At 71.5% G+C, this 22,545-nt stretch carries 18 protein-coding genes; 7 read left to right on the top strand and 11 right to left on the bottom strand.

The window, feature by feature from the left end; genetic code table 11:
* The first annotated feature begins 73 nt into the window (after positions 1–73).
* From WMF39_RS19050 to WMF39_RS19040, 3 genes are all read left to right on the top strand, one after another.
* The gene (locus tag WMF39_RS19050; RefSeq protein WP_437746911.1) at positions 74–892 is read left to right on the top strand and encodes an SDR family NAD(P)-dependent oxidoreductase; all 819 of its coding nucleotides are present in this window, start codon (positions 74–76) and stop codon (positions 890–892) included.
* Positions 893–1,270: 378 nt separating this feature from the next.
* Entirely contained in the window at positions 1,271–2,668 is a 1,398-nt protein-coding gene (locus WMF39_RS19045) for an SBBP repeat-containing protein (RefSeq protein ID WP_437746910.1), read from the top strand.
* Between the two features lie 215 nt (positions 2,669–2,883).
* Positions 2,884–3,012, top strand: coding sequence for a hypothetical protein (locus tag WMF39_RS19040; protein WP_044965146.1), 129 nt, complete (start codon positions 2,884–2,886; stop codon positions 3,010–3,012).
* 18 nt (positions 3,013–3,030) lie between these two features.
* Here WMF39_RS19040 and WMF39_RS19035 read toward each other — a convergent pair whose 3' ends face one another.
* A complete protein-coding gene (locus WMF39_RS19035; RefSeq protein ID WP_437746909.1) occupies positions 3,031–7,338 on the bottom strand; it encodes a DNA topoisomerase 3 in 4,308 nt (1,435 codons plus the stop codon).
* 248 nt (positions 7,339–7,586) lie between these two features.
* On the opposite strand from WMF39_RS19035, the gene WMF39_RS19030 reads away from it, so the two are divergent.
* Positions 7,587–8,375, top strand: coding sequence for a hypothetical protein (locus WMF39_RS19030; protein WP_437746908.1), 789 nt, complete (start codon positions 7,587–7,589; stop codon positions 8,373–8,375).
* A gap of 453 nt (positions 8,376–8,828) precedes the next feature.
* On the opposite strand, the gene WMF39_RS19025 is transcribed toward WMF39_RS19030, so the two are convergent.
* On the bottom strand, positions 8,829–9,173 hold the full coding sequence (locus WMF39_RS19025) for a hypothetical protein (RefSeq protein ID WP_437746907.1): 345 nt from the start codon (positions 9,171–9,173) through the stop codon (positions 8,829–8,831).
* A gap of 34 nt (positions 9,174–9,207) precedes the next feature.
* Here WMF39_RS19025 and WMF39_RS19020 point away from each other — a divergent pair, with 34 nt between their 5' ends.
* Positions 9,208–9,951 (top strand): pectate lyase, encoded by a 744-nt coding sequence (locus WMF39_RS19020; protein ID WP_437746906.1) that lies wholly within the window; start codon positions 9,208–9,210, stop codon positions 9,949–9,951.
* Between the two features lie 138 nt (positions 9,952–10,089).
* Here the strand turns inward: WMF39_RS19020 and WMF39_RS19015 are convergent, their stop codons facing one another.
* Positions 10,090–10,755 (bottom strand): HD domain-containing protein, encoded by a 666-nt coding sequence (locus WMF39_RS19015; RefSeq protein ID WP_437746905.1) that lies wholly within the window; start codon positions 10,753–10,755, stop codon positions 10,090–10,092.
* Positions 10,752–11,741, bottom strand: a complete 990-nt coding sequence (locus WMF39_RS19010; protein WP_437746904.1) for a diguanylate cyclase — start codon at positions 11,739–11,741, stop codon at positions 10,752–10,754. The genes WMF39_RS19015 and WMF39_RS19010 overlap by 4 nt, the downstream gene beginning before the upstream one ends.
* Positions 11,742–11,849: 108 nt before the next feature.
* On the opposite strand from WMF39_RS19010, the gene WMF39_RS19005 reads away from it, so the two are divergent.
* Positions 11,850–13,175, top strand: a complete 1,326-nt coding sequence (locus WMF39_RS19005) for a sigma 54-interacting transcriptional regulator (protein WP_437746903.1) — start codon at positions 11,850–11,852, stop codon at positions 13,173–13,175.
* Positions 13,176–13,196: 21 nt separating this feature from the next.
* Here WMF39_RS19005 and WMF39_RS19000 read toward each other — a convergent pair whose 3' ends face one another.
* The 5 genes from WMF39_RS19000 to WMF39_RS18980 form a co-directional block, all read right to left on the bottom strand.
* Positions 13,197–14,021, bottom strand: coding sequence for a hypothetical protein (locus WMF39_RS19000; RefSeq protein WP_437746902.1), 825 nt, complete (start codon positions 14,019–14,021; stop codon positions 13,197–13,199).
* A 28-nt stretch (positions 14,022–14,049) separates the two neighbouring features.
* On the bottom strand, positions 14,050–15,711 hold the full coding sequence (locus tag WMF39_RS18995) for a serine/threonine-protein kinase (protein ID WP_437746901.1): 1,662 nt from the start codon (positions 15,709–15,711) through the stop codon (positions 14,050–14,052).
* A gap of 280 nt (positions 15,712–15,991) precedes the next feature.
* Positions 15,992–17,176 (bottom strand): vWA domain-containing protein, encoded by a 1,185-nt coding sequence (locus tag WMF39_RS18990; RefSeq protein ID WP_437746900.1) that lies wholly within the window; start codon positions 17,174–17,176, stop codon positions 15,992–15,994.
* 152 nt (positions 17,177–17,328) lie between these two features.
* Positions 17,329–18,573 carry a pectate lyase family protein gene (locus WMF39_RS18985; RefSeq protein ID WP_437746899.1) on the bottom strand — a complete coding sequence of 415 codons (1,245 nt, stop codon included), beginning with the start codon at positions 18,571–18,573 and terminating at the stop codon, positions 17,329–17,331.
* Between the two features lie 66 nt (positions 18,574–18,639).
* A complete protein-coding gene (locus WMF39_RS18980) occupies positions 18,640–19,140 on the bottom strand; it encodes a hypothetical protein (protein ID WP_437746898.1) in 501 nt (166 codons plus the stop codon).
* Between the two features lie 1,001 nt (positions 19,141–20,141).
* On the opposite strand from WMF39_RS18980, the gene WMF39_RS18975 reads away from it, so the two are divergent.
* Positions 20,142–20,324, top strand: coding sequence for a hypothetical protein (locus WMF39_RS18975; protein ID WP_437746897.1), 183 nt, complete (start codon positions 20,142–20,144; stop codon positions 20,322–20,324).
* Positions 20,325–20,407: 83 nt separating this feature from the next.
* On the opposite strand, the gene WMF39_RS18970 is transcribed toward WMF39_RS18975, so the two are convergent.
* Both WMF39_RS18970 and WMF39_RS18965 read right to left on the bottom strand, forming a co-directional pair.
* Positions 20,408–22,072, bottom strand: coding sequence for a pectate lyase (locus WMF39_RS18970; RefSeq protein ID WP_437746896.1), 1,665 nt, complete (start codon positions 22,070–22,072; stop codon positions 20,408–20,410).
* A 98-nt stretch (positions 22,073–22,170) separates the two neighbouring features.
* Positions 22,171–22,530 (bottom strand): cupin domain-containing protein, encoded by a 360-nt coding sequence (locus WMF39_RS18965; RefSeq protein ID WP_437746895.1) that lies wholly within the window; start codon positions 22,528–22,530, stop codon positions 22,171–22,173.
* Positions 22,531–22,545 lie beyond the last annotated feature (15 nt).

The raw sequence follows: 22,545 nt of genomic DNA, 5'->3' as shown, positions 1-22,545 counted from the left end.
GACAGGGGCCCCCGCAGATCAGGGGCACGGCCCGCTCGCGATCCTGGACGAAGCAGCATAAAAGGCTCGCTCCATGACCACGACCTCGGGCCTCGGTATCGTCACAGGCGCCTCGTCCGGCATCGGCGCGGAGATCGCGCGGCAGCTCGCGGCGCGCGGGCAGCCGGTGCTCGCCATCGGCAGGCGGGCGCACCGTCTGGAGGAGCTCTCCGCAAGGGCGAGCGCCGCTGGGCACGCGCCCATCCACCCTCTGGAGCTCGATATCACCAGCGAGGGCGCTGCCCTCCGCGTGCGGGATCGGGCGCGCGAGCTGGGCGGCGCGGCCTGGCTCGTCAACAACGCGGGAACGACGCGGTTCGGGCCCTTTCTGGACGGCGATCCCGCGGCGCAGGCGATGCTGGTGCGGCTCAACTGCGAGAGCGTCGTCGCGCTCTGCGCGGCGGTCGTCCCCGACCTGGTGGCTCGCGGCGGAGGGCGCGTGCTCAACGTCGCGTCGCTCGCCGCGTTCCAGCCGACCCCGGGACATGCGGTGTACGGAGCCACCAAGGCGTTCGTGCTCTCGCTGTCCGAAAGCCTGGCCGTCGAGCTCGACGGGACCGGCGTCATGGTGACCGCCCTGTGCCCGGGGCCGGTGACCACCGAGATCTTCGACGCTGGCGCGCCCGGCGTGCCGCGCAAGAAGATGCCGTTCGAGCTCACCGCCGAGGACTGCGCGGCCTACGGCATCGCGGCAGCGGATCGGGGCGACGTGGTCGCCGTCCCGACCGCGCTGAGCAAGGCGACGGCCCAGCTCTCCCGCTTCCTCCCTCGCGCGGCGATTCGCCGGCTCTCATCGCGGATCGGGCTCTCGGTCCTCGGCTACGGCGCCCCGACGCGAGGCGTCCGAGGCTAGCGAGAGAGCGCGCGCCGCGCCCCGTGGCGCTCGATCCGGTGACGGGGCGCCGGCGGCTCTGTCGCTGTGATAGCCTCCGCTCTGGCGCCCGCGTGGCCGCTCCCGCGGTCGGTAGATGGCGAGTGCGCAGAACATCCCATGCGAACACGATCGTACGTCTTTAATTGTGTCGTCGCACTGCCCTTGTGCGCCGGTGGGTGCGCGGCACTGCTCGGCCTCGACGAGTTTGCCGATCAGTCGCCGGGCGGCACGGGCGCTGGCGGAGCTGGGGACGCCGGCGGGGTTGGGGGTGCGGGAGGTGAAGGTGAGCCCACCCCATGCACGTCTTCCACGTCGGAAGCGTGCTACGGTGGCCCGCAGGTCACCAGGAACGAGGGGATGTGCCGGGAAGGGAGGCGCACCTGCAACGTCGACGGGACCTGGGGCGTATGCGAGGGAGAGATCCTGCCGGCGGTGGAGCGCTGCGACGCGGCGGACGATGAGAACTGTGACGGCCTGGAGTGCGTCGTGTGGACGACGGCGTACAAACAGACGGGAGACGTCCACCTCATGGCCATCGCGGGTGATGCCGACGGCAACGTGTTCGTCAGCGGCGCGTTCTTGGGCACCATCACGATCGGCGACGATACACTCTCGTCTGCCAGCACCACCGATATACTGCTCCTCAAGCTGAGCCCTACTGGAGAGCCCCTGTGGTCCAAGAAGTTTGGTGATTTTTACCCGGACGAGCCATGGACTCTCACCGTCGACATCAAGGGCAACCCGATCCTGAGCGGTACCAGCGATAGCAGCATCGACTTCGGCGATGGGCCGCTTCCGGCGGGGCGATTCATCGTGAAGCTCGATGCATCGGGCAAGCTCGCCTGGAGAAAGGGCCTGGAGAGCGGCGGGATCAGCGCCATCGCGATCGATGCCAACGATGATGTGATCGTGGCGGGAAGTTTCAGCGGCCCGATCGACTTCGGCGGCGGGCCCATCGAGCCCGACGGTGACTCGGACATCTTCGTGGCGAAGCTCGACGGTGCCACAGGCCTCGCGACCGCGCCGGGCTGTTGGGCCCGCCGCCTCGGCAGATCAGGGGCGTCAGTATACGCTGCGGCCATTGCGACCGATCGTTCGAACAATATCTTCATGGCCGGTTCGACGCTTGGAGCCGCCGAGCTCGATAGGTTCACGCTCGATCGAGGCAGCTTCGTCGTGAAGCTGACGCCGGCCGGGGTACCGGACTGGATCAGGACGATGCGCGCGATCGGGCCGAGCCCGGCAAGCGTCGACGTGATAGGTATTGCCGTAGATTCCTCGGGAAGGCCTGTGTTGGCCGGAGATCACCGCGGCGAACTGCAGATAGGTTCACACACGATGACGTCGGTCAACATGGACGTCTTCGTGGTGCAGCTCGAGGCAAACGGCGCAGCGGGATGGGTGCGCACGCTTGGCGGGACGAATGATCAGACGGCCAGCGGCGTCGCGCTGGATCCCTTCGACAACGTCGTCGTCGTCGGAAACGCGAGCAAGCAGATCGACTTCGGCAACGGCCCGCTCGCGCTGGAGGAACGCTCCGGCTTCGTCGCCAAGCTCAGCCCCGACGCGGAGCTCGTTTGGAACCGCCTCCTGGGAAAGGACGCCGTCGCATACGACGTCGCCGTCTCGCCGGACAGCGAGACGCTCGTTACTGGCTGGACGAGAACACCAGGCGCTGATTGGGGAGCGGGGCCGCTCCCCGGCGTCGGAGACGACGGCCACCAGCACCTCGTCATCGCCAAGCTCGGTCGATAGGGCCGCCGTCGCCCCGGCTGCCTGGCCTCAGCGTAGCGCCGGCGGCCCCGAGCCTCCAGCGTAGCGAAACGCCCCACTGTGACGCGGGCGCTGTCGTCCCCCCAACGCCGAGCGAGCGAGGTCCTCGCCCTCCAGCCCGAGAATCCGCCCCCTCAAGGTGGCACCTACGTTGCTTTGCTCACCGAGCACCCCGACACGGGGCCGGAGGTCATTCGATGAGCAAGATTCTGCGTGGGATCGCGGCGGGCTACGGCGCGAAGAAGCTCGGCGGCGGGTGCTTCAGCACCCTCCTCATCTTCGTCCTGCTCTGGTGGGCGCTCGGCCACTTCGGCATCTTCCGCTGAGCGCCGCCCGCGCGCCGCTCAGCGCGATCGGCCCTTCTTCCGCTGCGTCTTGCGGGCGAAGAACGCCCTCCGCGCGTCCGACGACTTCGCGCTCTGCCGCTTCTTCACCTTCGGCGGGAGCTTCGCGAGCGGGACGTCGCTCACGACGTCGCTCGTGCCGCGCGGCCCGCCGAGGAGGCCGCGCGAGGTGAGCGACGCGCGCTGGTACGTGATGAGCTCGCCAGCCTTCTCGAACGAGTCCTCGCGCACGCAGACGAGGCCCGCCCGCACGAGCCCGCCGAGGAGGTGCTCGAAGTCGCGCCGCTCTAGCGAGCCGTCGGCGAACGCCTCGCGGTAGAGCCGGCCGGTCGGCTGCTCGCTCTCGCGGAGCGCCGCCAGGATCTTCGCGATCGCCTGCGCCTCGTCGCGGCTCGGCGCCCGGAACTCCCGCGCGGCGCAGGCGGCCGGCGCGCAGACGTCGCAGAGGCCGCAGGGCTCGCCCGTGTCCTCCTGGTCGCCGAAATGGCGGACCAGGTGGAGCATGCGACAGCCGTGGCCCTCGGTGAACCGCGCCATCTGCACGAGCTCGGCGAGCTTGTGGCGCCGCTGCGCCTCGTAGGGCCCGCGCCACCCCGGCTCGCCCAGGGCGATACCCCCGTCCGGATCCACGCGCGCGCCGCCGTGGATCCAGAGCTTCTCGAGGGCCTTGTCCGCCACATCGGGATCGATGCCGAGATCGCCCAGGATCGCCTCCTTCGGGCGGGGCTCTTCCGACAGGACCTCTTCGATCCGCTGGAGCATCGCCGAATCAGGGTAGTCGCGCTCGTGGAAGAACTCGTGCATTCGCCGGTCGACATACGAGTGCATCAGCACGGCCCGCGAGGGGTGCCCGTCGCGGCCAGCCCGGCCGATCTCCTGGTAATACCCCTCGACGCTCCCGGGCAGCCCGGCGTGGACGACCGTGCGGACATCGGGCTTGTCGATGCCCATACCGAAGGCGATCGTGGCGACGATGATCTCGGTGCTGCCGTCCAGAAAGGCCGCCTGGATCCGGTCGCGCACCGGGGGGGCGAGGCCCGCGTGGTACGCCTCGGCCGGGAGATCCTCCGAGAGGCCGGCGGCGAGCGCCTCGGCGTCCTTCCGCGTCCCGGCGTAGACGATGGCCGGCGTCCGGCCCTCCTGTCCGAGCAGCGCGCGCACCCGGGCTAGGCGCTCTCCCGGGCTGACCTCGAGGATCTCGATACCCAGGTTGCTCCGCCGGAAGCCGTGAATGAACCGCGCCGCGGACGCGAGGCCGAGCTGCTCGACGATATCGTCCTGCACGACCGGCGTGGCGGTGGCGGTCAGCGCGATGACCGGCGCGGGCCGGAGCGCCGGGAGGCGCTGACCGAGCATCCGGTAATCAGGTCGGAAGTCGTGGCCCCATTTCGAGATGCAATGGGCCTCGTCGACGGCGACGAGCACGGGCTTCCGGCGGGCGAGCAGCTCGGGGAACCCGGGCACGCGGAGCCGCTCGGGGGCGATGAAGAGGAAGTCGAGCGCGCCTTCGAGGTAATCGATGCAGGCCTTCCGCGACTCGGCGCGGCTCCGGCCGGAGTGGATCCGCTCGGCGGCGAAGCCGCACGCCCGGAGCTTCGAGGCCTGATCCTCCATGAGCGCGATGAGCGGGCTCACGACGAGCGTCGTGCCGCCTCGGGCGATGCCGGGGAGCTGGTAACAGAGCGATTTACCGGCGCCGGTCGGCATGACGAGCAGCACGTCGCTCCCCGCGGCCGCCGTCCGGCAGACGGCCTCCTGGTAGGGGCGGAAGGCGCTGAAGCCGAAGCATTGGTGGAGCAGCTCGACGAGATCCTCCGGCCGGCGCGCTGGAGACGAGGCGACCGCCGGCGAGGACGCCGTGCCCGCCCCACGCGCCGGGAAGGACCCGATGGCCGCCGCACGCGCGGGCGACGGCGCTACGGCCGCCGGTCGCGCCGGCGGCGACGTCGCTGCCGCAGGTCGCGCGGGCGCCGGCGCTACGGCCACACGTCGCGCCGTCGCCGCCGCGGGTCGCGCTGGCGACGGCGCCGCCGCCGCACGCGACCGCGCCTGCGCCCGAGCCGGCGGCGATGCTGCAGCCGCCGCGACCGCCTGCAGCGTGCCAGCCGATGCCTCGCCCGGCACGACCCCTGCGCTGCTGCCCGGAGCGCGGCGAGGCGTCGCCTCGCGGCCTCGACCGGTCCCCGGCGCGGCGGCCGCGGCGCGGCCCCCCTTCGCGCGCGACCGCGCCTCGCCGCGCTCCTGAAACGGCGACGCCCCGGCCTCCGGGGAAAGCGCACCGTCCCCGGCCGCGCGCCGCCCCGCGCTCACCTCCGCCACCACCTGGCGCACGTACGACTCGATGCCCGCCATGAACGACGGCAGATCGCCCCCGCCCCGGGCCATGCGGGCGAGCTTCGCCTCCCAGGCGCCCGTCATCGCGGGGCTCTTCACGTCCGCGTGGACGACCTCGATCAGCCCGACGCCCTTGTCGGTCGCGTGCAGCAGCTTGCCCTTGCGCACGATGTACTCGCGCCGGAGGAGCGTCTCGATGATCGCGGCCCGCGTGGCCGGCGTGCCGAGGCCCGAGTCCTTCATCGCCTCGGAGAGCTCCTTCTCTTCGAGGCTGCGGCCCGCGGTCTCCATGGCGGTGAGCAGCGTGGCCTCGGTGAAGCGCGGCGGCGGACGCGTCTTCTTCGCCTGCGCCTCCGCGTCGAGCACGAGCTGCACCTGCCCCCTCGCGAGGCCCGGCGGGAGCCGCTGATCCGCGGTCTCGCGCTCGCCCTCCCCGCCCTCCCCGTCGCGCGCGTCGCGTCCATCGCCGTCCGATTCGCCCTTCTTACGCGGCTTCGCCGGCGGCTTGCCGAAGCCGATGTCGAGCACCTTCCACCCGACCTTCTCCACGACGCTGCCCGCGCTGTGGTAGCGGTCCACGATCGGCTCGCCGCCGCGCGCGCCCGCGCCGCCGCGCGTGGTGATCGCGGTGATGACGGTGGTGATCGACGTGACGTGATCCTCGTGCCACGCCGAGAGGAGGCGCCGGCAGATGAGATCGAAGATCTTCTGCTCGTCGGTCGAGAGCTCCGCGCGCGAGGACCGAGCCCCCGTGGGAATGATGGCGTGGTGATCCCCGACCTTGCCGTCGTCGACGAAGCGCTTGCCGAGCGGCCGAGCCCCCGTCCCCGGGGCGAGCATCCCCCGATACGAGCCCTCGATCGCCTGCACCACCGCGCCGAGCGTGGCCGCGACGTCCGTCGAGAGGTGCCGGCTGTCGGTGCGCGGATAGCTGATGAGCTTCCTGCGCTCGTACAGCGCCTGGGCCACCTCCAGCGTCTTCTGCGCAGAGAAGCCGTAAAGGCGGTTGGCGTGCCGCTGGAGCTCGGTCAGGTCGTAGAGCAGCGGCGGCGGGAGGCGGCGAGACTCCGACCGGACCGCCTCGATGCGCGCCTCGCCGCGCCGGGCCCGCTCGACGATGCGCCGCGCCTCCTCGCCGTCCGGGGGCAGGCGCCTCCGCGACGGCGCGGTCTCGGGTCGCTCGCCGGCATTCGGCCGCTCGCCGGCATTCGCCCCCTCGCCGGCGCCCGGCGGCTGGCCCGGGAGCGGTTTGTCGTTGAAATACGTGCCCTTGTAGGACTCGTCGGCCGCGCCCGAGCCGTCCTCCCGGAGCGGGCAGAAGGTCGCGACGACCTCGAGGTACGGCTCGGGGACGAACCGCCGGATCGCGAGCTCGCGCTCGACGACCATGGACAGCGTCGGCGTCTGCACGCGGCCGACCGAGAGATCCTGGTCGAAGACCAGGCTGTAGGCGCGCGAGAGGTTCATGCCGACGAGCCAGTCCGCCCGGCTGCGCCCGCGCGCCGCGTCGGCGAGGCCGTCGTAGCCGCGCGCGTCCCGCAGCCGACGGAGCCCGTCGCGGATGGCGTCGGGCGTGAGGGACGAGATCCAGAGCCGCTCGACCGGCTTCTTGCATCCGGCCGCCTCGTAGAGGTACCGGAAGATGAGCTCGCCCTCGCGGCCGGCGTCCGTGGCGCAGACGACGCGCTCGACGTCGCGCCGGCCCAGGACCTTCCGGACGATCTCGAACTGGGCCCGCGTCCCGGGGAGGACGACGAGCGGAAACTGCCCGGGCAGCATCGGGAGGAGGTCGAGGCGCCAGCGCTTCCAGGCGGGGTCGATCTGGTGCGGCTCGGCGATGGCGACGAGGTGCCCGATCGCCCACGTGACGACGTAGCCGCCGCCCTCGAGGAAGCCCTCGGCGCGCTTCGATGCCCCGAGCACCGCGGCGATGTCACGGGCGACGGCGGGCTTCTCTGCGACCACGGCGATCATGCGGCGACCATGCGAAACATGCGAAACGCGCGAAGCGCGCTAAAACCGAGGGCGGCGAACGTCGCCCGCGCCTCACGCAGGTGCGTTGATAGCGCGAGCCGCGGGCGGGCGGTATGGGGAAGCGAGCGGGCAGCGAGGCCCGCGCCCGACCGGCGCCTTGACACGCTGGCGCCGAGCGGGTTCACGTAGTGCCTGGACGCTTGCCGCCGCGCGAGGGCGCGCGACGGCTCAGGGAGAGGGGCATCGAGATGCGAGACCTGAAGGGGATCGTCGAGGTGGAGCTGCTCGTCGAGGAGGGCGGCGCGCTCACGCCGACGCGGGAGTACGTCCATCGAGAGTCGACCTATGTCGAGGGACGATCAGGCCAGCGCTATGCGCTGCGCGTGCGGAACCTGACGGGCGCGCGCGTCGAGGTGGTGCCCACCGTCGATGGCCTCGACGTGCAGAGCGGCAAGGACGCGTCGTACGACGCCCGCGGCATGGTGATCAGGGCGCACGAGTCGTTCGATTTCACCGGGTTCCGCATCAGCCACACCGAGGTCGCGACGTTCCGGTTCGGGAGCATCGAGCAGTCGTACGCCGCGCAGATCGGCAAGCCCCGCAACGTGGGTGTCATCGGCCTGGCGGTGTTCGAGGAGCTCGCGCCCCCGCCGCCGCCACCACTGCCTCCCTTCACGCCACCTCCGCCGGCGTTCGGCGGGCCGCAGGGCGGCGGGCTGCCGCCACCGGCTCCGGGGTTTGGGCCGCCCGCGCCCGCTGGTCCGCTGCGCGCCCCCGTGCCGGGCGCCGCTCCGGCCCCCGCGGCGCCAAAGGGGCTGGGCACGAGCTTCGGCGAGCGGCGCGAGTCGCGCATCACGTCGACGCAGTTCACCCGGGCGACCCCCAAGCCCGCCGCCGTGCTGGTGATCCGCTACGAGCAACGCGACGGGCTGAGGGCGCTCGGCATCGACGTGGAGGGGCTGCACCAGCGCGAGACCGCCAGCCCCTTCCCCGCCGAGACCGGCTTCGCCAAGCCGCCGCCCGGCTGGAAAGGCTGAGCGCCGGAGCCCCCGCGCTGGCGGTCGCCCCCGCGCCCCCAGCGCCGCCCGGCCGCGGCGCGGCGCATGACGTGCGGTTGACACGGGAGTCCTGACCGATCCCTCATCTTGCTGGCATTCGAGCGGAAAATTGAACAAGGAAGCGGGGGAGATTGGTGGGATTTTACTCCCCGTCTCCCCGCCTCCCTGTGAATCTTCCCGAAAAATTCGAGGGGATACGTCAGACGGGAGTCGTCATTGCCGTCAAGCACGTCAACCCGTGGTTGACGTCGCGGCGCTACGACGCGCCGCCATGAGGACGCCCACGCCACGAGCGCTGCGCGGGCTCCCGGGCACACCGTGAACCCGCGGTAGGCGGTTCCAGGCAAGTGGCATTGTCGTTGCCTATGTCGCGGCGGAGGCGCAGCGCCGGCCCAGTTCGGCGGCCGCCACCGCCGGGCCGCGGGTCGCCCATCATGATTCCAGAACGAGAGGTAGCGACATGAGATTAGGAATGAAGTCGGCTTTCACTTTGCTGCTCGTGATCGGCGCCGCCGGAGCCATCCAGCTCGGCTGTTCAGACGACGCGGCGACCCCGGACGACGGCCAGGGAGGCAGCAGCTCGAGCAGCAGCACGGCCGCGACCGGCGGGAGCACCAGCGGTACGGGAGGCGCCGGCGGCGGCAGCACCGCCGCGAGCACCACGAGCAGCTCCAGCACCACGAGCAGCTCCAGCACCACGAGCAGCTCCAGCAGCACGGCCGCGAGCACCACGAGCAGCTCCAGCAGCACGGCCGCGAGCACCACGAGCAGCGGCACGGGTGGAGAGGAGCCGCTCGGCGATGAGCTCCCGATGGAGATCCCGACGCCCACGAACGGCAACGGCGAGATCAGGACCCAGACGACGGTGCTCAAGAACGCCGCCCACGGCGGGCAGGACGTCTACGACTTCAACAACCAGAAGATCGGCGTGAACAACACGGAGGACTGCGACGACGGCGAGGGCCAGAAGACCGTGTTCGAGGTCGAGGACGGCGTCACCGTGAAGAACCTCATCATCGCCGGCGGCCTCCCCGGCGGCAACGGCATCGTCTGCAAGGGCGACTGCACGCTCGATCACGTCTACTGGGAGGACGTCTGCGAGGACGCGGCGACCAACAGCGCCGACGGGGCGACGATGCACATCAACAGCTCCATCGCCCTGCACTCGGCCGACAAGATCTTCCAGCACAACGCCAAGGGCGGCTCCACGACCATCGTCACGAACTCGTACATCGCCGACTTCGGGAAGCTCTGGCGCTCGTGCGGCGACTGCACCGCGAACGGCGGCCCGCGGCACCTGATCATCGACAACGTCAGGGTGGACCGGGTGAAGACGACGATCGCCGGCGCGAACCAGAACTACGGCGACACGGTCACGATCACGAACCTCTACGTCAAGGGGGGCTACGACGCGGACGACGACAAGCCGAAGATCTGCCAGGAGTACAGGGCCGTCACCGATCACATGGGCGAGTCCGAGAAGCTCCACGGGGGCGCGAGCCAGTGGGACACCGCCACGTGCCGCGTGAGCAAGAGCGACGTGAAGAGCTGGTGATCGCGCGAGGGGCAGCGCGCGCCAGCGTCGCTGCCCCCCTGCACCCAGGCGCGACCCGACGGCGCGGGCCGCCGCGCCCGTGACGACCGCGCCGTCCACCGACGACCCCCGTCCACCGACGACCCCCGCGCAGCGCCGCTACGCGCCCGCGTCGAGCTTCCGGCGCAGGTTGTCGCGCGCGCTCGCCTCGAGGCGGGCGTGGAAGTACGGCGAGAGGAAGATCCGCTCGGTCGCGAGCAGCTTCTCGAAGAAGCGCCGCCGGCCTGCGGCGTAGAGCTCGGGCGGCACGGCGCTGTACTCCGCGGCGATCGCCCGGTCGTACGCGTCGAACGCCGCCGCGTCGCTGCCCAGGATGGCCATGTCGCAATCGAGGAAGAGGGCCTCCTCCTCGCCGACGTCCGCCGGCCCGAGGGCCCCGTGGCGCGCCGTGAGCAGGATGAGCCGCTCGATGAGGCCCTCGTCGAACCCCTCGCCGGGCAGCCAGCGCGCCACCGCCTCGCGCGCGAGCTCCGCGCTGCGCGCCTCGTTGTCGTGGCGGCCGGGCACGTACACGGCGTCGTGGAAGAGCGCGGCCAGGAACACCTCCCGCGGCCTCCGCCAGCCGACGTCGCGGGCGACCTCGCCCACCCGGCGGAGCACCTCGCGCACGTGCGCCAGGTCGTGGTACGCGCGCCCGGGCTCGCCGTAGGCCGCGCGCACCGCGCCCCACAGCGGCTCGGGCAGGACCAGGCCGTCCGGGGCCTCCGGCGGCGCGTCGCCGTCGGCGCGCGCCTCGCCCGCCGCGATCCAGCCGTCCGGCCTCACGCGAGCACCAGATCCTCGGGGCGGAACAGCTCCCCGTCGTACGTGGCGACGCTGCCCTTCTCCGTGGCCTTCGCGTGGTTCTTCGCGAGGTTGGCGCGCCCCTGGATCTCGCGATCCGTCAGGAAGCAGTCGACGTCGGCGACGCACAGCCCGGCCGAGATCGTGGGCGATCGCTCGACGCGGCGGTAGCGGCGGCGGGCGAGCCGCTCCTGGAGCGCGCGCAGGAAGTCCACCGCCCACGCGCGCGTCGCGTTGGGCAGCGTGATCATGTACTCGTCGCCGCCGAACCGGTACGCGTGCCCGTGCGCGAAGACGTGCGCCTCGATGCTCTCCATGAGCGGCGGGAGCACGTGGAGATCGACCGCGGTCTCGGTGTGCTGGACGTTGAACGCCTTGAAGTCGTCGATGTCGACGAACGCCACGGCGATGGAGGCGCCGCGCAGCGCGCAGCGCGCCCGGTAGTGCGCCAGATCGGGCAGGAAGAGCCCGGGCGCCTCGAGGATGTGGAACTTCTCGTCGTACTCGCGCGGGCGGAGCGGCGGCGCCTCCGGCATCACGGCCTCGGCGTGCCGGATCGACATGTAGTCGGTGAGCTGCGGCACCTTGAGCGCGCGCGTGGCCGCGAACCAGGGCGCGGCCATCAGCTGCTCCAGCCCGTGGACCTCGCGCCGGAGGTGCCGGATCGTCTCGGCGTTCACGGCCTTCTGGAGCGGCTCCTCGATCGCCGTGGCGCTGTCGCGCCGGAGGTCGATCAGGATGCGCTTGAGCAGCGGGCCCTGCGTGTCGTGGATCTGCGCGTGCGGCGGGCGCAGCTCGAGCTGCCGCCCGAGGAGGCTCAGCTGTCCGATCAGCTCCGTCACCTCCGGCGGCTCGTAGCCGCGGAACTCGTGCCGGATCACGTCCGCCACGTCGCGGCGGAACGCATCCGTGAACCGGGTGACGCACTGGGACAGGATCTTGGCCTCGGACTGCGTGAACTCGAGCACCTCACGAGGATACCCCGGCGGCGGTGCGACCAGCGCCCGGGACGCACCGCGCGCTGGAAATCTGCCGGAAATTCGGAGATGCTGCCCCGTCCCCCTCCCGCGCGATCAATGCACGACCCCACCCGGACGATCACGACCCTCCGAAGCGACGCGGTCGAGCTCCCGGACCTGCGCATCCTCGTCACCCCGCAGAAGAGCCCGCCGATCGAGGCCGCCCTCGGCGTCGCGCCGCTCGTGCTCGGAACGAGCGGCGAGTGCGACGTCATCATCCCCGACTCCCGCGTCTCGCGCCGCCACTGCCAGCTCCGGTTCTCGCCGCGCGGGGTCGTCCTCACCGACCTCGGCAGCAAGAACGGCACGTTCATCAACGATGTCCTGATCGTCGAGGGCTTCCTCACCCCGGGCGCCATCGCCTCCCTGGGCGGCGTGCCCCTCACCGTGCGCGTCGGCGGCGCCCCGGTCGTCGTCCCGCTCTCCACCTCGGCCAGCTTCGGCGAGGCCCTCGGCAGCAGCGTCCCCATGCGCGCGCTCTTCGCCCGCCTCGAGCGCGCCGCGGCCACCTCGGAGACGATCCTCCTGCTCGGCGAGTCCGGCACCGGCAAGGAGGTCCTCGCCCGCGCCATCCACGCGACGAGCCCGCGCAGCGGCGGCCCCTTCGTCGTGTTCGACTGCAGCGCCGTCGCCCCGAACCTCATCGAGGCCGAGCTCTTCGGCTACACGAAGGGCGCGTTCACGGGCGCCCAGGGCGCGCGCGCCGGCCTGCTCGAGGAGGCGAGCGGCGGCACGCTCTTCCTCGACGAGATCGGCGAGCTCCCGCTCGATCTCCAGCCGAAGCTCCTGCGCGCGCTCGAGGCCCGCCAGGTGCGGCGCATCGGCGCCGCCGCGTACACGTCGTTCGACGCCCGCGTGATCGCCGCCACGCACCGCGATCTCCAGGGCCGCGTCGCGTCGGGCGCGTTCCGCGAGGATCTCTACTACCGGCTCGCCGTCGTCGAGACCGTCGTGCCCCCGCTGCGCGAGCGCAAGGAGGACATCCCGCTGCTCGTCGAGCGCTTCCTCGCGGCGCAGGTGCCTCCGCGCTCGCTCGCCGACCTGCCGCCGAACGCGCTGGAGCTGCTCCGCGGGCACCACTGGCCCGGCAACGTGCGCGAGCTCCGCAACACCGTCGCGCGGCTCATGCTGTTTCCGCACCTCGCCGAGGAGGCGATCGTCAAGGTGGCGCCGCGGCCCGCCGACATGGGCGTCGGCCAGTTCGTCGCGCTGCCGCTCCGCGAGGCGCGCGACATGGTCGTCGAGCAGTTCGAGCGCACGTACATCGCGATGAAGCTCCGGGAGAGCGGCGGCAACGTGGCGCGGGCCGCCGCGTCGATGGGCGTCTCCCGGCAGCTCGTCCACCGGCTGATGGAGCGCTACGGCATCCGCAGCAAGGGCTGATGGAGCGCTACGGCGCGGCGCTCAGAACGCGCCGCGGAGCGAGAGCCCGGGGCCGCCCGGCGAGAGCGAGAAGCTCGCGACCGGCGCGGCGGGCGCGACGGGATCGAGCTGGAAGTAGAGCACCGCGCCCAGGCCGGCCGCGAGGAACCCCACGCCCGCGGAGATCGCGCCGGCCTTCCACGTGAGATCGATCGCCTCGACGTCCTCCGCCGGGCACCCGGGCGCGCACCGCGTGCGGAGCTCGCTCCGATCGAGGTGCCCCTTGACGCCGAGGAACGCGCCCACGCCGAGCCCCGCCGCGCCGACGCCGACGAGCACGAGCGGCCAGCGCTGCCGCACCGGCGGCGCGTCGGCGACGGCCGCGGGGCGCGACGGCGCCGGCGTCGGGAAGCGCACAGCGATCGGCAGCGCCTTGTCGCCCGGCGGCAGCGTGACAACGGCGGCGACCCGCGTCCCCGCCGCGTCCTCGAAGGTCAGCGTATGGCGCCCGGGATCGAGCTCGATCGGGTCCTCCGGGAGCGCGTCGAGCAGCGGCGCGCCGTCGAGGAGCACCCGGACCCGGCCCGGCGCGCGGCCGTCCGCGGACGTGGCCGACAGCGCGACGCTCGGCATGTCGCGCTCGACCTGCTCGCTCCAGCTCTGGCAGTCGCGGGCGAGCGTCGCCGGGCACGAGCTCACGCAGACGCGGAGCTCGGCGCGGGCGCGCAGCAGCGCCCTGTCGCGGAGGAGCTGCTGCGCCTGCTCGTACGAGGCCGCGCACGTCTCTCCCACGCCCTGAGCGCGGGCGCGTGGGCCCGCAAGGAGCGTGGCAGCCGCGGCGAAGGCGGCGAGGAGGCGCCCTTTCATCGCAGCGCAGGCTACACGCTTCCGTCGTTCACAGGCACTCTCGCTTGATCCGCCGGATGCCGTTGGCGTCCAGATAGTACGGAGGCACGCAGCGCGATCGCGGCCGCGCGCTGCGCGCGGGGGAAGCGGCGCGCACGCCCGCGGCGCGATCCGGCGCGGCCGCGCGCGCGGTCGGCGCCGACGCCACGACGGCGCTCGCGGAGGCCCCCGGCGCGGCCGGCACCGGCGAGGCCGCCGATGCCTCAGGCGCCGCCGCGGACGCCGCCGACAAGGCCGCAGGCGCCTCCGCAGGCACCTCCGGCGCCCCCACGCTCGCGGCAGGCGGCGCGAGCGCTGACGGCGGCGCGACGGACCGCGAGGACTCGCCGGCGCCAGCGCGCTCGTCCTGCGGCGCATCGGGCTCTGGACGCACGCTACAGCTCCTGCCGAGGGCCACGGCGAGCACCAGCGCGCTGGCCCCGAGCGCGAGCGTGGAGGCGCGGACGAGCTGCGCGCTCGCCAGCCGCGGCGGCGCCGCCGCGGCGACCGGCGTCGCGAGCGCCGACACCACGGGCCGCGCCATGTCCTCGACCGTCCTCGTCATCGTCGGAACGGTCACCGAGGTCCTCAGCGCGCGCCCGCGGCCGCCAGACGGCTGCGCGAGGCGCGCCTCGACGTCCCGCGGCGACGCGTCGTCCACGGCGGCGGGCCTCGGCGGCGGCGGCGCTGGGGCCGCGATCCGCTGCGACGTCTCGATCGCGGCGAGGCTCTTCGCCCGCGCCTCGAGGAGCGTCCCCGCCGTCGCCTCGACCCACGCTCCCACCGCGCGCGGGCTCGCCGGCGGCAGCGCCTCCTCCAGCGCAGCCGCCATCTCCAGCGCGGTCGCGTAACGCCGAGCAGGATCCCTGTCGAGGCCGCGGAGCACCACCTCGTCGAGCGCCTTCGGCACGTCGCCGTACACGCTCGGCGGCTGGACGACGCCCTCGAGGATCCGCCCGAAGATCTCCGCGTCGCACTCCCCCGTGAACAGCCGCCGCCCGGTGAGCACCTCCCACAGGACCACAGAAGCAGCGTAGATGTCGGCGCGGCGGGTCAGGGGGGCTCCGCGCAGCTGCTCCGGCGCCATGTAGCTGAGCTTGCCCTTGAGCTGCCCGACGCGGCTCACCTGGCTCCGCACCGCCGCCCGCGCGATGCCGAAATCGAGCACGCGCGCGATGCCGTCCTCGCCGACGAGGAGGTTCTGCGGCGACACGTCGCGGTGGACGATCTGGAGCGCGGCGCCCTCCTCGTCGGTCGCCTCGTGCGCCGCGTGCAGGCCCGCGAGGGCGCCGGCGATGATGGCCGAGCCGACGGGCTGCGGCACCCGGGCCCCTCGCCTGCCCGCCTCGCGCAGCAGGCTCGAGAGCGATTCCCCGGCGATGTACTCCATGACCACGAAGAGCTCGTCGTCGGCCTGGACGCTGTCGAGCGTCGTGACGACGTTCGGGTGGCGGATGCGCACCGCGAGCCGCGCCTCGTCGAGGAGCATCGACGAGAACTCGGGGTCCCTGGCGAACTGCGGGTGCAGGCGCTTGATCGCGACAGTGCGGGCAAAGCCATGGGCGCCCACGAGCCGCCCGAAATGGACGGAGGCCATCCCCCCGGAGGCGATCACGCCATGGAGCGTGTATCGATCGAGGGTCCGCCGCTCGCGCTCCTGAGCAGGTGCCATGGTGGCTCTGTTCTACAACATCTCGGCAGCGTTGCTGGACGGTAACCTGCGCGCCGCGCTCGCGTCAGGCGGCCATTGACGCCGGGCAGCGGCGAGGGCGCTCGACGCGGCAGATGGGTGTCTGACCGCCCCTGCCGAGGTGGACCGGTGGAGAAGCAACTGGGTGTGTCCACAGTGTCAACTCACCGTTGACATGGGTCGGGCTGGCGGCGCGCGCGCGCCGGTAGGCGAGGCCGAGCGCCCCGCAGGCGCGGCGCGGCAGAGGCGCGGCGGCCTGCGGCTACAGGGGAACCTCGATCACGCTCTCGCAGGTGAAATCGACGCTCAGCTTCGCCACCATGTCCGCCTGGACCGTGGTGCACGCGTCGGCACACAGCACGATCTGCGTCGGACTCGCGGGCTCGTCGTAGCGCCAGGCGCCCTCGATCGCGCAGCTCTGGTCGTACACGAGCTCCGTGGTCGCGCTCGATCCGCTCGTGTAGAGCACGCGGACCTTCTCCTTGTCGAACGCGCTCCCGTTCGGCGGGAGCGGGATCGCCATCGTGCACGAGACCGAGGCGCCGCGGATCCGGTCGACCGCCGCCTTGAAAGCGGCCGTGGTCTGCGACGGATCGCCGGTGTCGATGAGCACGGCGCCCTCGGTGCCGCCGGCTGCGGCGATCTCGTGCAGGTCGTCGAGGGTGTCCGGTGCGCCCTCGATCGGCGGGTTCTCGACCCCGATGACGTAGGTCGGGACCCCCTCCGCCAGCGCCGCCTGGGCGTCGGCCACGACGGCGTCGATCGTGTCGGAGGCCTCGTCGCAGCCCTGCGGGTAGCCGTCCGTCACGAGCACGATCGCGTATTTCCCGGGGTTCTGCTGCCGCTGCGCCTCGATGAACCCGCTCGTGCCCCGCATCACCCACGCGGTCGGCGTGCCGCCGCGCCAGTCGTCCGAGCTCGCCGGCTCGATCGCGGCGATCGCCTCGGCGAAGGCGTCCGAGGGGAGCGGCGTGAGCGGCACGTCCGGCGTCGCGTAGATCTCGACAGAACACTTGTCGTCGTCGGCGGGAAAGAACGAGAGCGAGGCCGTCAGCCCTTCGGACCCGGGATCCGAGAAGAACTGCTTGGTCGCCGCGACCACAGGATCCCACTTGAGCGACTTGTCGTGCCAGTCCTTGTCGCCCTTGCCCATGCTGCCCGACACGTCGAACGCGAACGCCAGGTACACCGGCTGAAGCGACGCCGCCGCCGTCTGGGTGGCGCACGCTCCGCCTCCGCCCGTGGGACTGGCGCCGCCCGCGCCGCTCGATCCGGGCCCGATCCCGCCGCCGATGTCCAGCGAGCCTCCCTCGCCGGAGCCGGAGCCGAAGCTGCCGCCGGAGCTCGCCCCTTCACCTTCTTCTCCCCCGTCGCTCGGGCTGCTGCCGCACCCGAGCCCGACCGCAGCCACGCTCAGCATCGCCAAGGCAATTGGAAGCAATTTCATAAGTCGTCGGCTCCTTCCACCGCCGCGTCCCGGCCTCGCGCCGCTGGCATCGAGTCATCGGGATGGCGCGTGGTCATGGGCCTCCGAAGCACGCGCGGTGCCAGGGCGCGGGGCTCTGCGTCGTCGATGAGGTGTGCTGTTCGCAGGCGCCGCTATCTCGGACCAGCGCACCGTGTCACGACGTCCTTCAGCGAGGCGTCGGCCGTGCCCAGAGCGACGGTGTAAGGCGGGGCGAACGCGCTCCCCTGCCCCGCGTCCTTCCGGGTGGTGTCCGACATGCCGATATAGGCGTTCCCGCTCGCCACGATCTGCGCGGTCGGCTCGCCGTCGTAGAAGACGTGCGGGTCCTTCACCCCGTCGAAGTAGTTGTTCTCGATCCGGAGCCTGGCCTGGAGGCCGCCCCCGATGGCGTAGTTGTTGCCGGCCGCCGAGTAGTAGTTGTTGAAGACGTGGACCTCGCCGAAGCGGACGCGGGGCATGCGCTCGATCACGCCGTCGGCCCACCAGTTGTGATGGAACGTGACGCGGAGCCTCCCTGTGTCCTCGTCGCTGTTGTTGTTGCTGTGGCCGACCAGGTTCGAGAAGCGGTGCGCGGGATCCGGCGCGTTGCTCGTGTAGTGGAACTTGCACCACGAGACGGTCACGAGGTCCGAGCCGTGGACGACGTCGAGGTTGCCGTCCAGCCCGTCCCAGATCTCCACGTGATCCACCCAGACGTGGTGGGCGAAGTGGATCTGGATCCCGTCGTCCGTGGTCGAGCTGGCGTCGATCTTGAGGTTCTGGATGATGACGTTCTGGATCGGGGTGTCGATCGACTTCCCCCGGATCTGGAGGCGGCCCCGGAGGGTCGCGTCGGGGCTCGCGCCGATCAGCGTCTTGTTCGACGCCACGTCGACGTCCACGCCGCTGATGTCGATGTCGCCGGAGATCTGGATGATCAGCGGCTCGGGGCTCTCGGCGTACTCGACGAGCTGCGCGGTCGTGGTCGCCGTGACCGTCATCCCGCCGAGGCCGCCCGTCGTGGTGGCCACGCCGTGGCCGCTCTCGCCCGCCCACCCGATCGGCGCGCTGGCGGGACAACCGTCGACGGTGCCCGAGCCGCCCGCACCCTGGCCGCCGCCCCCGCCCGCACCCCCGCCGCCCGTGCCGCTGGTCGCGCCTCCCCCGGTGCCCGTGGTCCCGCTGCTGCTCGTCGTGCCGCCGCCGGTCGTGCCGCCGCTGCTCGTTGCGCCGCCGCTCGTCGACGACGGCCCGCTCGTCCCGGCCCCGGACGACGACGCGCCGCCCGCGCCGGTTGCATCGCCGTCGTCCCCCGACGCCGCGCAGCCTCCCGCGCCGCAGAGCGCGACGAGGGCCGCTGCAAAGGGGGTGAAACGATTCGACCTCTCATACCGCATGATTGCCTCCTGAAAGCGTGAAGAAAGACCATTGCGCAGTCGCCCCCGCCCGGGCCGCCTCTGGGCTCACTCGACCTCGAAGGCGCCGAGGTCGGGCGCAGCGCCGGCGAAGGGCAGCGCGAGGCCCTCGGCCGACCCCGCGTCGACGAACTGGCTCCCCGGGGCGAGCCGCAGGAAATCGGTCGCGGGGAGGCTGCCGTCCGGGTTGCGTGGGGCCTTGGCCAGCGCGCGATCGAGGCTGAGGAAGTCGGCGTCGGTGGCGCCCTCGAACGCGTTCGAGACCGCGTTGCCGACCGGCTCGTCGCTGGATTTCCTCGCGTGCGAGATGTTGTTGATGAACGTGTGGAACCCGCCCTCGCCGAACGCGAAGTTCATGGATCCGTTCAGCCATCCGGTGCAGTTCTTCACCGTGATGTTGCCGACATTGTTGTTCTCGTCGAAGCCGCGGACCTTGTTGCCGAACGCGACGGAGCGGGTGATCACGTGGTCGGACGCAAGACCGTTGCTCCCGCCCATCTTGAAGCCGTTGCCGTTGCCCATGTACGGGACCGGCGGCGGCGTGCTCATGTACCCGCCTTCCTCGTAGCCGTTGTCGAAGGCCCGACGGCCACTCCTCCTCCGGGGTATCCAGCTCGCCCAGCCGGCCGCCGAGCTGGAGGCCCGAGTCCCGGTTGTGGTGGAAGACACAGCGCTCGATGACGTTGTGGTGCCCCGAGATGAAGAGGCCGTTGTCGCCGGCGTTGGCGATCTCGATCCTCTGGATGTGCCAGTAGCTGCCGTGCAGCTCGACGCCGCGCGGGCTGGCCGGGTCGCCCTTCTTGTAGTGCTGGTCCTTGAACTCGAGCACAGGCTTCTCGCCGGGATAGGCGAACAGGCGCTTCCGCTGCTCGGGCGTCCCGTCGTTCCCGTAGGCGATCTCCACCGTCGGGACGTAGAGGTACTCGCCCCCGCGCAGGTAGATGGTCTGCCCCGGCTGCACCAGGGTGATCGCCTTGTGCAGCGTCGTGGGCGCGTCGATGGTTCCGGGGTTGTCCTCCGCGCCGTCGGGGGCGACGTAGAGGTCGTCGCCCGAGGGCGGCTGATCCATGCCGCCGACGCCCGTCGAGGAGCTGGCGCCGGAGGAGACGGCCGGCGATCCGCCCGTTCCTGCGGAGGTGGCCGCCCCGCCCCCCTGTCCTGCGGTGGTCGCCCCCTGGCCGCCGCCTCCCGTGACCGCGGCGGAGCCCGCGCCGCCGGTCCCGCCGGAGCTCGCTCCTTCATCTTCAGCGCCGTCGCTCGCGCTGCTACCGCACCCGAGCCCGGCCACAGCCACGCTCAGCACCGACAAGACGATCGTAAGCAATTTCATAAGTCGACTCCTTGCACGACCGCGCGCCGGCGCTGACCGTCCGGCATCGCGACACCGGGATCGCGCGTGGTCCCGGGCTTCCAAGCACGCGGGATGCCACGGCGCGCGCCCAGGACCGCGCGTCCTCGCTGCTCGACGCGACGGCATCATCGGTCGGCATCGGCACCTGGCCCGGCCGTGAGGCGCTAAGGGGAAAAATGCCCCCGCCCCGCGGCACCTCATGATCGGCGCCGCCGCCGGGCTGCACCTTTCGGGCGCCATCGACATTGCCGGCTTGAGCATTGAGACGGTCAGGGGACCCGTGAGGAATGCGGCGTGGCGGTCCGTGCAAGACCTCGCTGTCACGCCGCTGTTCGTTCCGGTGCAGGGCGGCGCGATCCTGGGTCTTGCCGGCTCCCTGTGACGATCGCGCTCTCTGTGCGCGAGAGATGCGGAGCGTGCTTGGACACGGCTGTCTGACACCGGCCAGCTGTGCCCAAGTCGAGGCTACTTCACGGGCGCGACATGGGCGATGAGGACGCCCATGTTCTTGATGAAGCCCTCCACCGAGATGCCCGTCGGCGACTCCTCGGCCGGGTAGGTCGCCGGCGCCTTGGTCGGGTCGTAAGGCGAGGTATCGTTGCGATCGCCGACGTGCGTGGTGGCGTACGCGTCCTCGAGATAAGGCTCATCCGTGCCAGGGCCGACGTAGGGGTTCGTGATCATGGTGATCTTTGTCGGCCAGTATCCCTCCGCGTTGAGCTCTCCGACGAGCTTCAGCGCCTCCTCCTCGGTCACCGGCGCGGTCGTCATCGTGGCGCCCGCGTACAGGTCGTCGAGCTTCACCTCGCGCAGCGAGAAGTACCGCGGGAGCTCCACCGGCCCCGCGATCTTGAGGGGCGAGCCCGCCGCCAGCTCCTCGGGCGACATCGCCGCGAGCTCCTCGTAGCGGGCGCGCATGGCGTCCACGTCGAGCTTGCGCGCCTGCCCGTAGTGGCCGATGGGCTTCGCGGGGTCCTTGTCGAAGTAATACTCGCCGTTGACGACGTTCGAGCCGCGCCGGTGGACGTAGAGCGGCACGTCGGTCCCGATCTCGATGTACGTGGGGTGTGTTCGGTCGGGGAAGATCTCCACGAGCTCCGGCGGCAGCTTGACCTTGTCCAGCCAGTCCAGCGCCTCGGGCACGCGGGCGATGTACTTCTCGTCCCCGGTCAGGTTGTAGAAATTGAGCAGCTGCTGGATGTTGTTGGCCGTCGTGTGGGTGGTCAGCGCCTCCGGCTCGTAGGTCCGCGCCCCGGCCGGCTTGCCGTCCTGCGTGAACTGAAGGCCCCACGCGGGCTGCGGCGCGGGCTGCTGCAACGCGACGAAGTTGTCCATGGCGCGCTCGATGTTCCCGAGCAGCTGCGACTCGCCCAGCGCGAGGTGGCACATGATCAGGAACTTGATGTTCTCTCCGGCCACGTCGTCGTTGAAGGTGATGTGGCTCGTGTAGTCGGGCTGGCCGCCCTTGCCCATCAGCGGGAAGCGCTGCGGCCAGCCGCCTCCCTCGTACTGGCTCTCGGTGACGAAGCGGATCGCCTTGTAGAGGGGCTCGCGGAGCCGCTCGTCCTTCTTCTCGAGGTACATGCGCAGGAGGAGCTGCGAGGCCACGGCGGTGCCCGCGTCGTCGAACGTCGCGTTGCCGTAGTAATGCTGGAACTCCTCGAGCCGCCAGCCGTTCTTGCCGATGGTGTCGTACCAGTCCTTGAGCGACTCCTCGCCCGCGAAGTCATAGATGTAGTTCCAGCCGCCGGCCTCGTGCTGGGCCTCGATCAGGGCGAGCGTGACCTGCTCGGCAGCCTTGTAATAGAGCTCGTCGCCGGTGGCGTGGTAAGCGTCCAGGTAGAGGTGCCCCATCGACGGCGTGCCGGGCGGCTGCACCCACAGCATCGTGCGCTTCGCCTCCATCTCGCCCCAGCTCCGCGAGAGATCCGGAAGGTAGCTCCACACGTAACCGCCCTTGTACGCGACCTCCTCGCTCATGAAGGTGGCCGCGCGCTTCATCGCGTCGACGTACGGGACCATCTCGGGCGGCACTTCCGGGCCGGGACCAGGGCCCGGCTCGCTGTCCCCGCCGCAGGCGGCCAGCGCGAGGGGCAAGAGGATCGACATCGCGAACGTTCTGCGTTTCATAGGCTCCTCGATCGCACAGGGCCGCTGCGTCGGTCGCAGGGCCCGTCGAAAAGACAGGATGATCTTGGTGAACTGAAAGGCTGACCGGATTCCCGCGCTCAGGGCATGTACTCTTCGCGCGCGGGAGTGAACACGTCGAGCACGACGGACGGCTCGAACGCCCAGGCCTGGTGCTCGACGCCCCCGCGGACCACGAAGCTGTCCCCGGACCGCGCCTCGAACTCCTCGTCTCCGCAGGAGAACTTGAGGTGTCCTGAGATGACGTAGACCAGCTGATCGTGGGGGTGGCTGTGGCGCGCCCCGGCCCAGCCGATCTCCATGTGGTGCTCGACGAGCATCAGGTTGGGGTTGTGGGCCAGCACCCGGCGCTTCAGCCCCGGCTCGGGCGTGAAGAACTCCACCGCATCGCCCGACACGCGGGCCAGGCTCGGGACATCGCTTTTCTTCAGAACACTCATGCTTCCTCCAGCGCC

Source organism: Sorangium sp. So ce1504 (assembly GCF_051521635.1).
In the GTDB taxonomy this organism is placed as follows: Bacteria; Myxococcota_A; Polyangia; order Polyangiales; family Polyangiaceae; genus Sorangium; species Sorangium cellulosum_B.
Note: the sequence above shows the minus strand (reverse complement) of the source record. Positions and strands in the feature narration are given on the sequence as shown.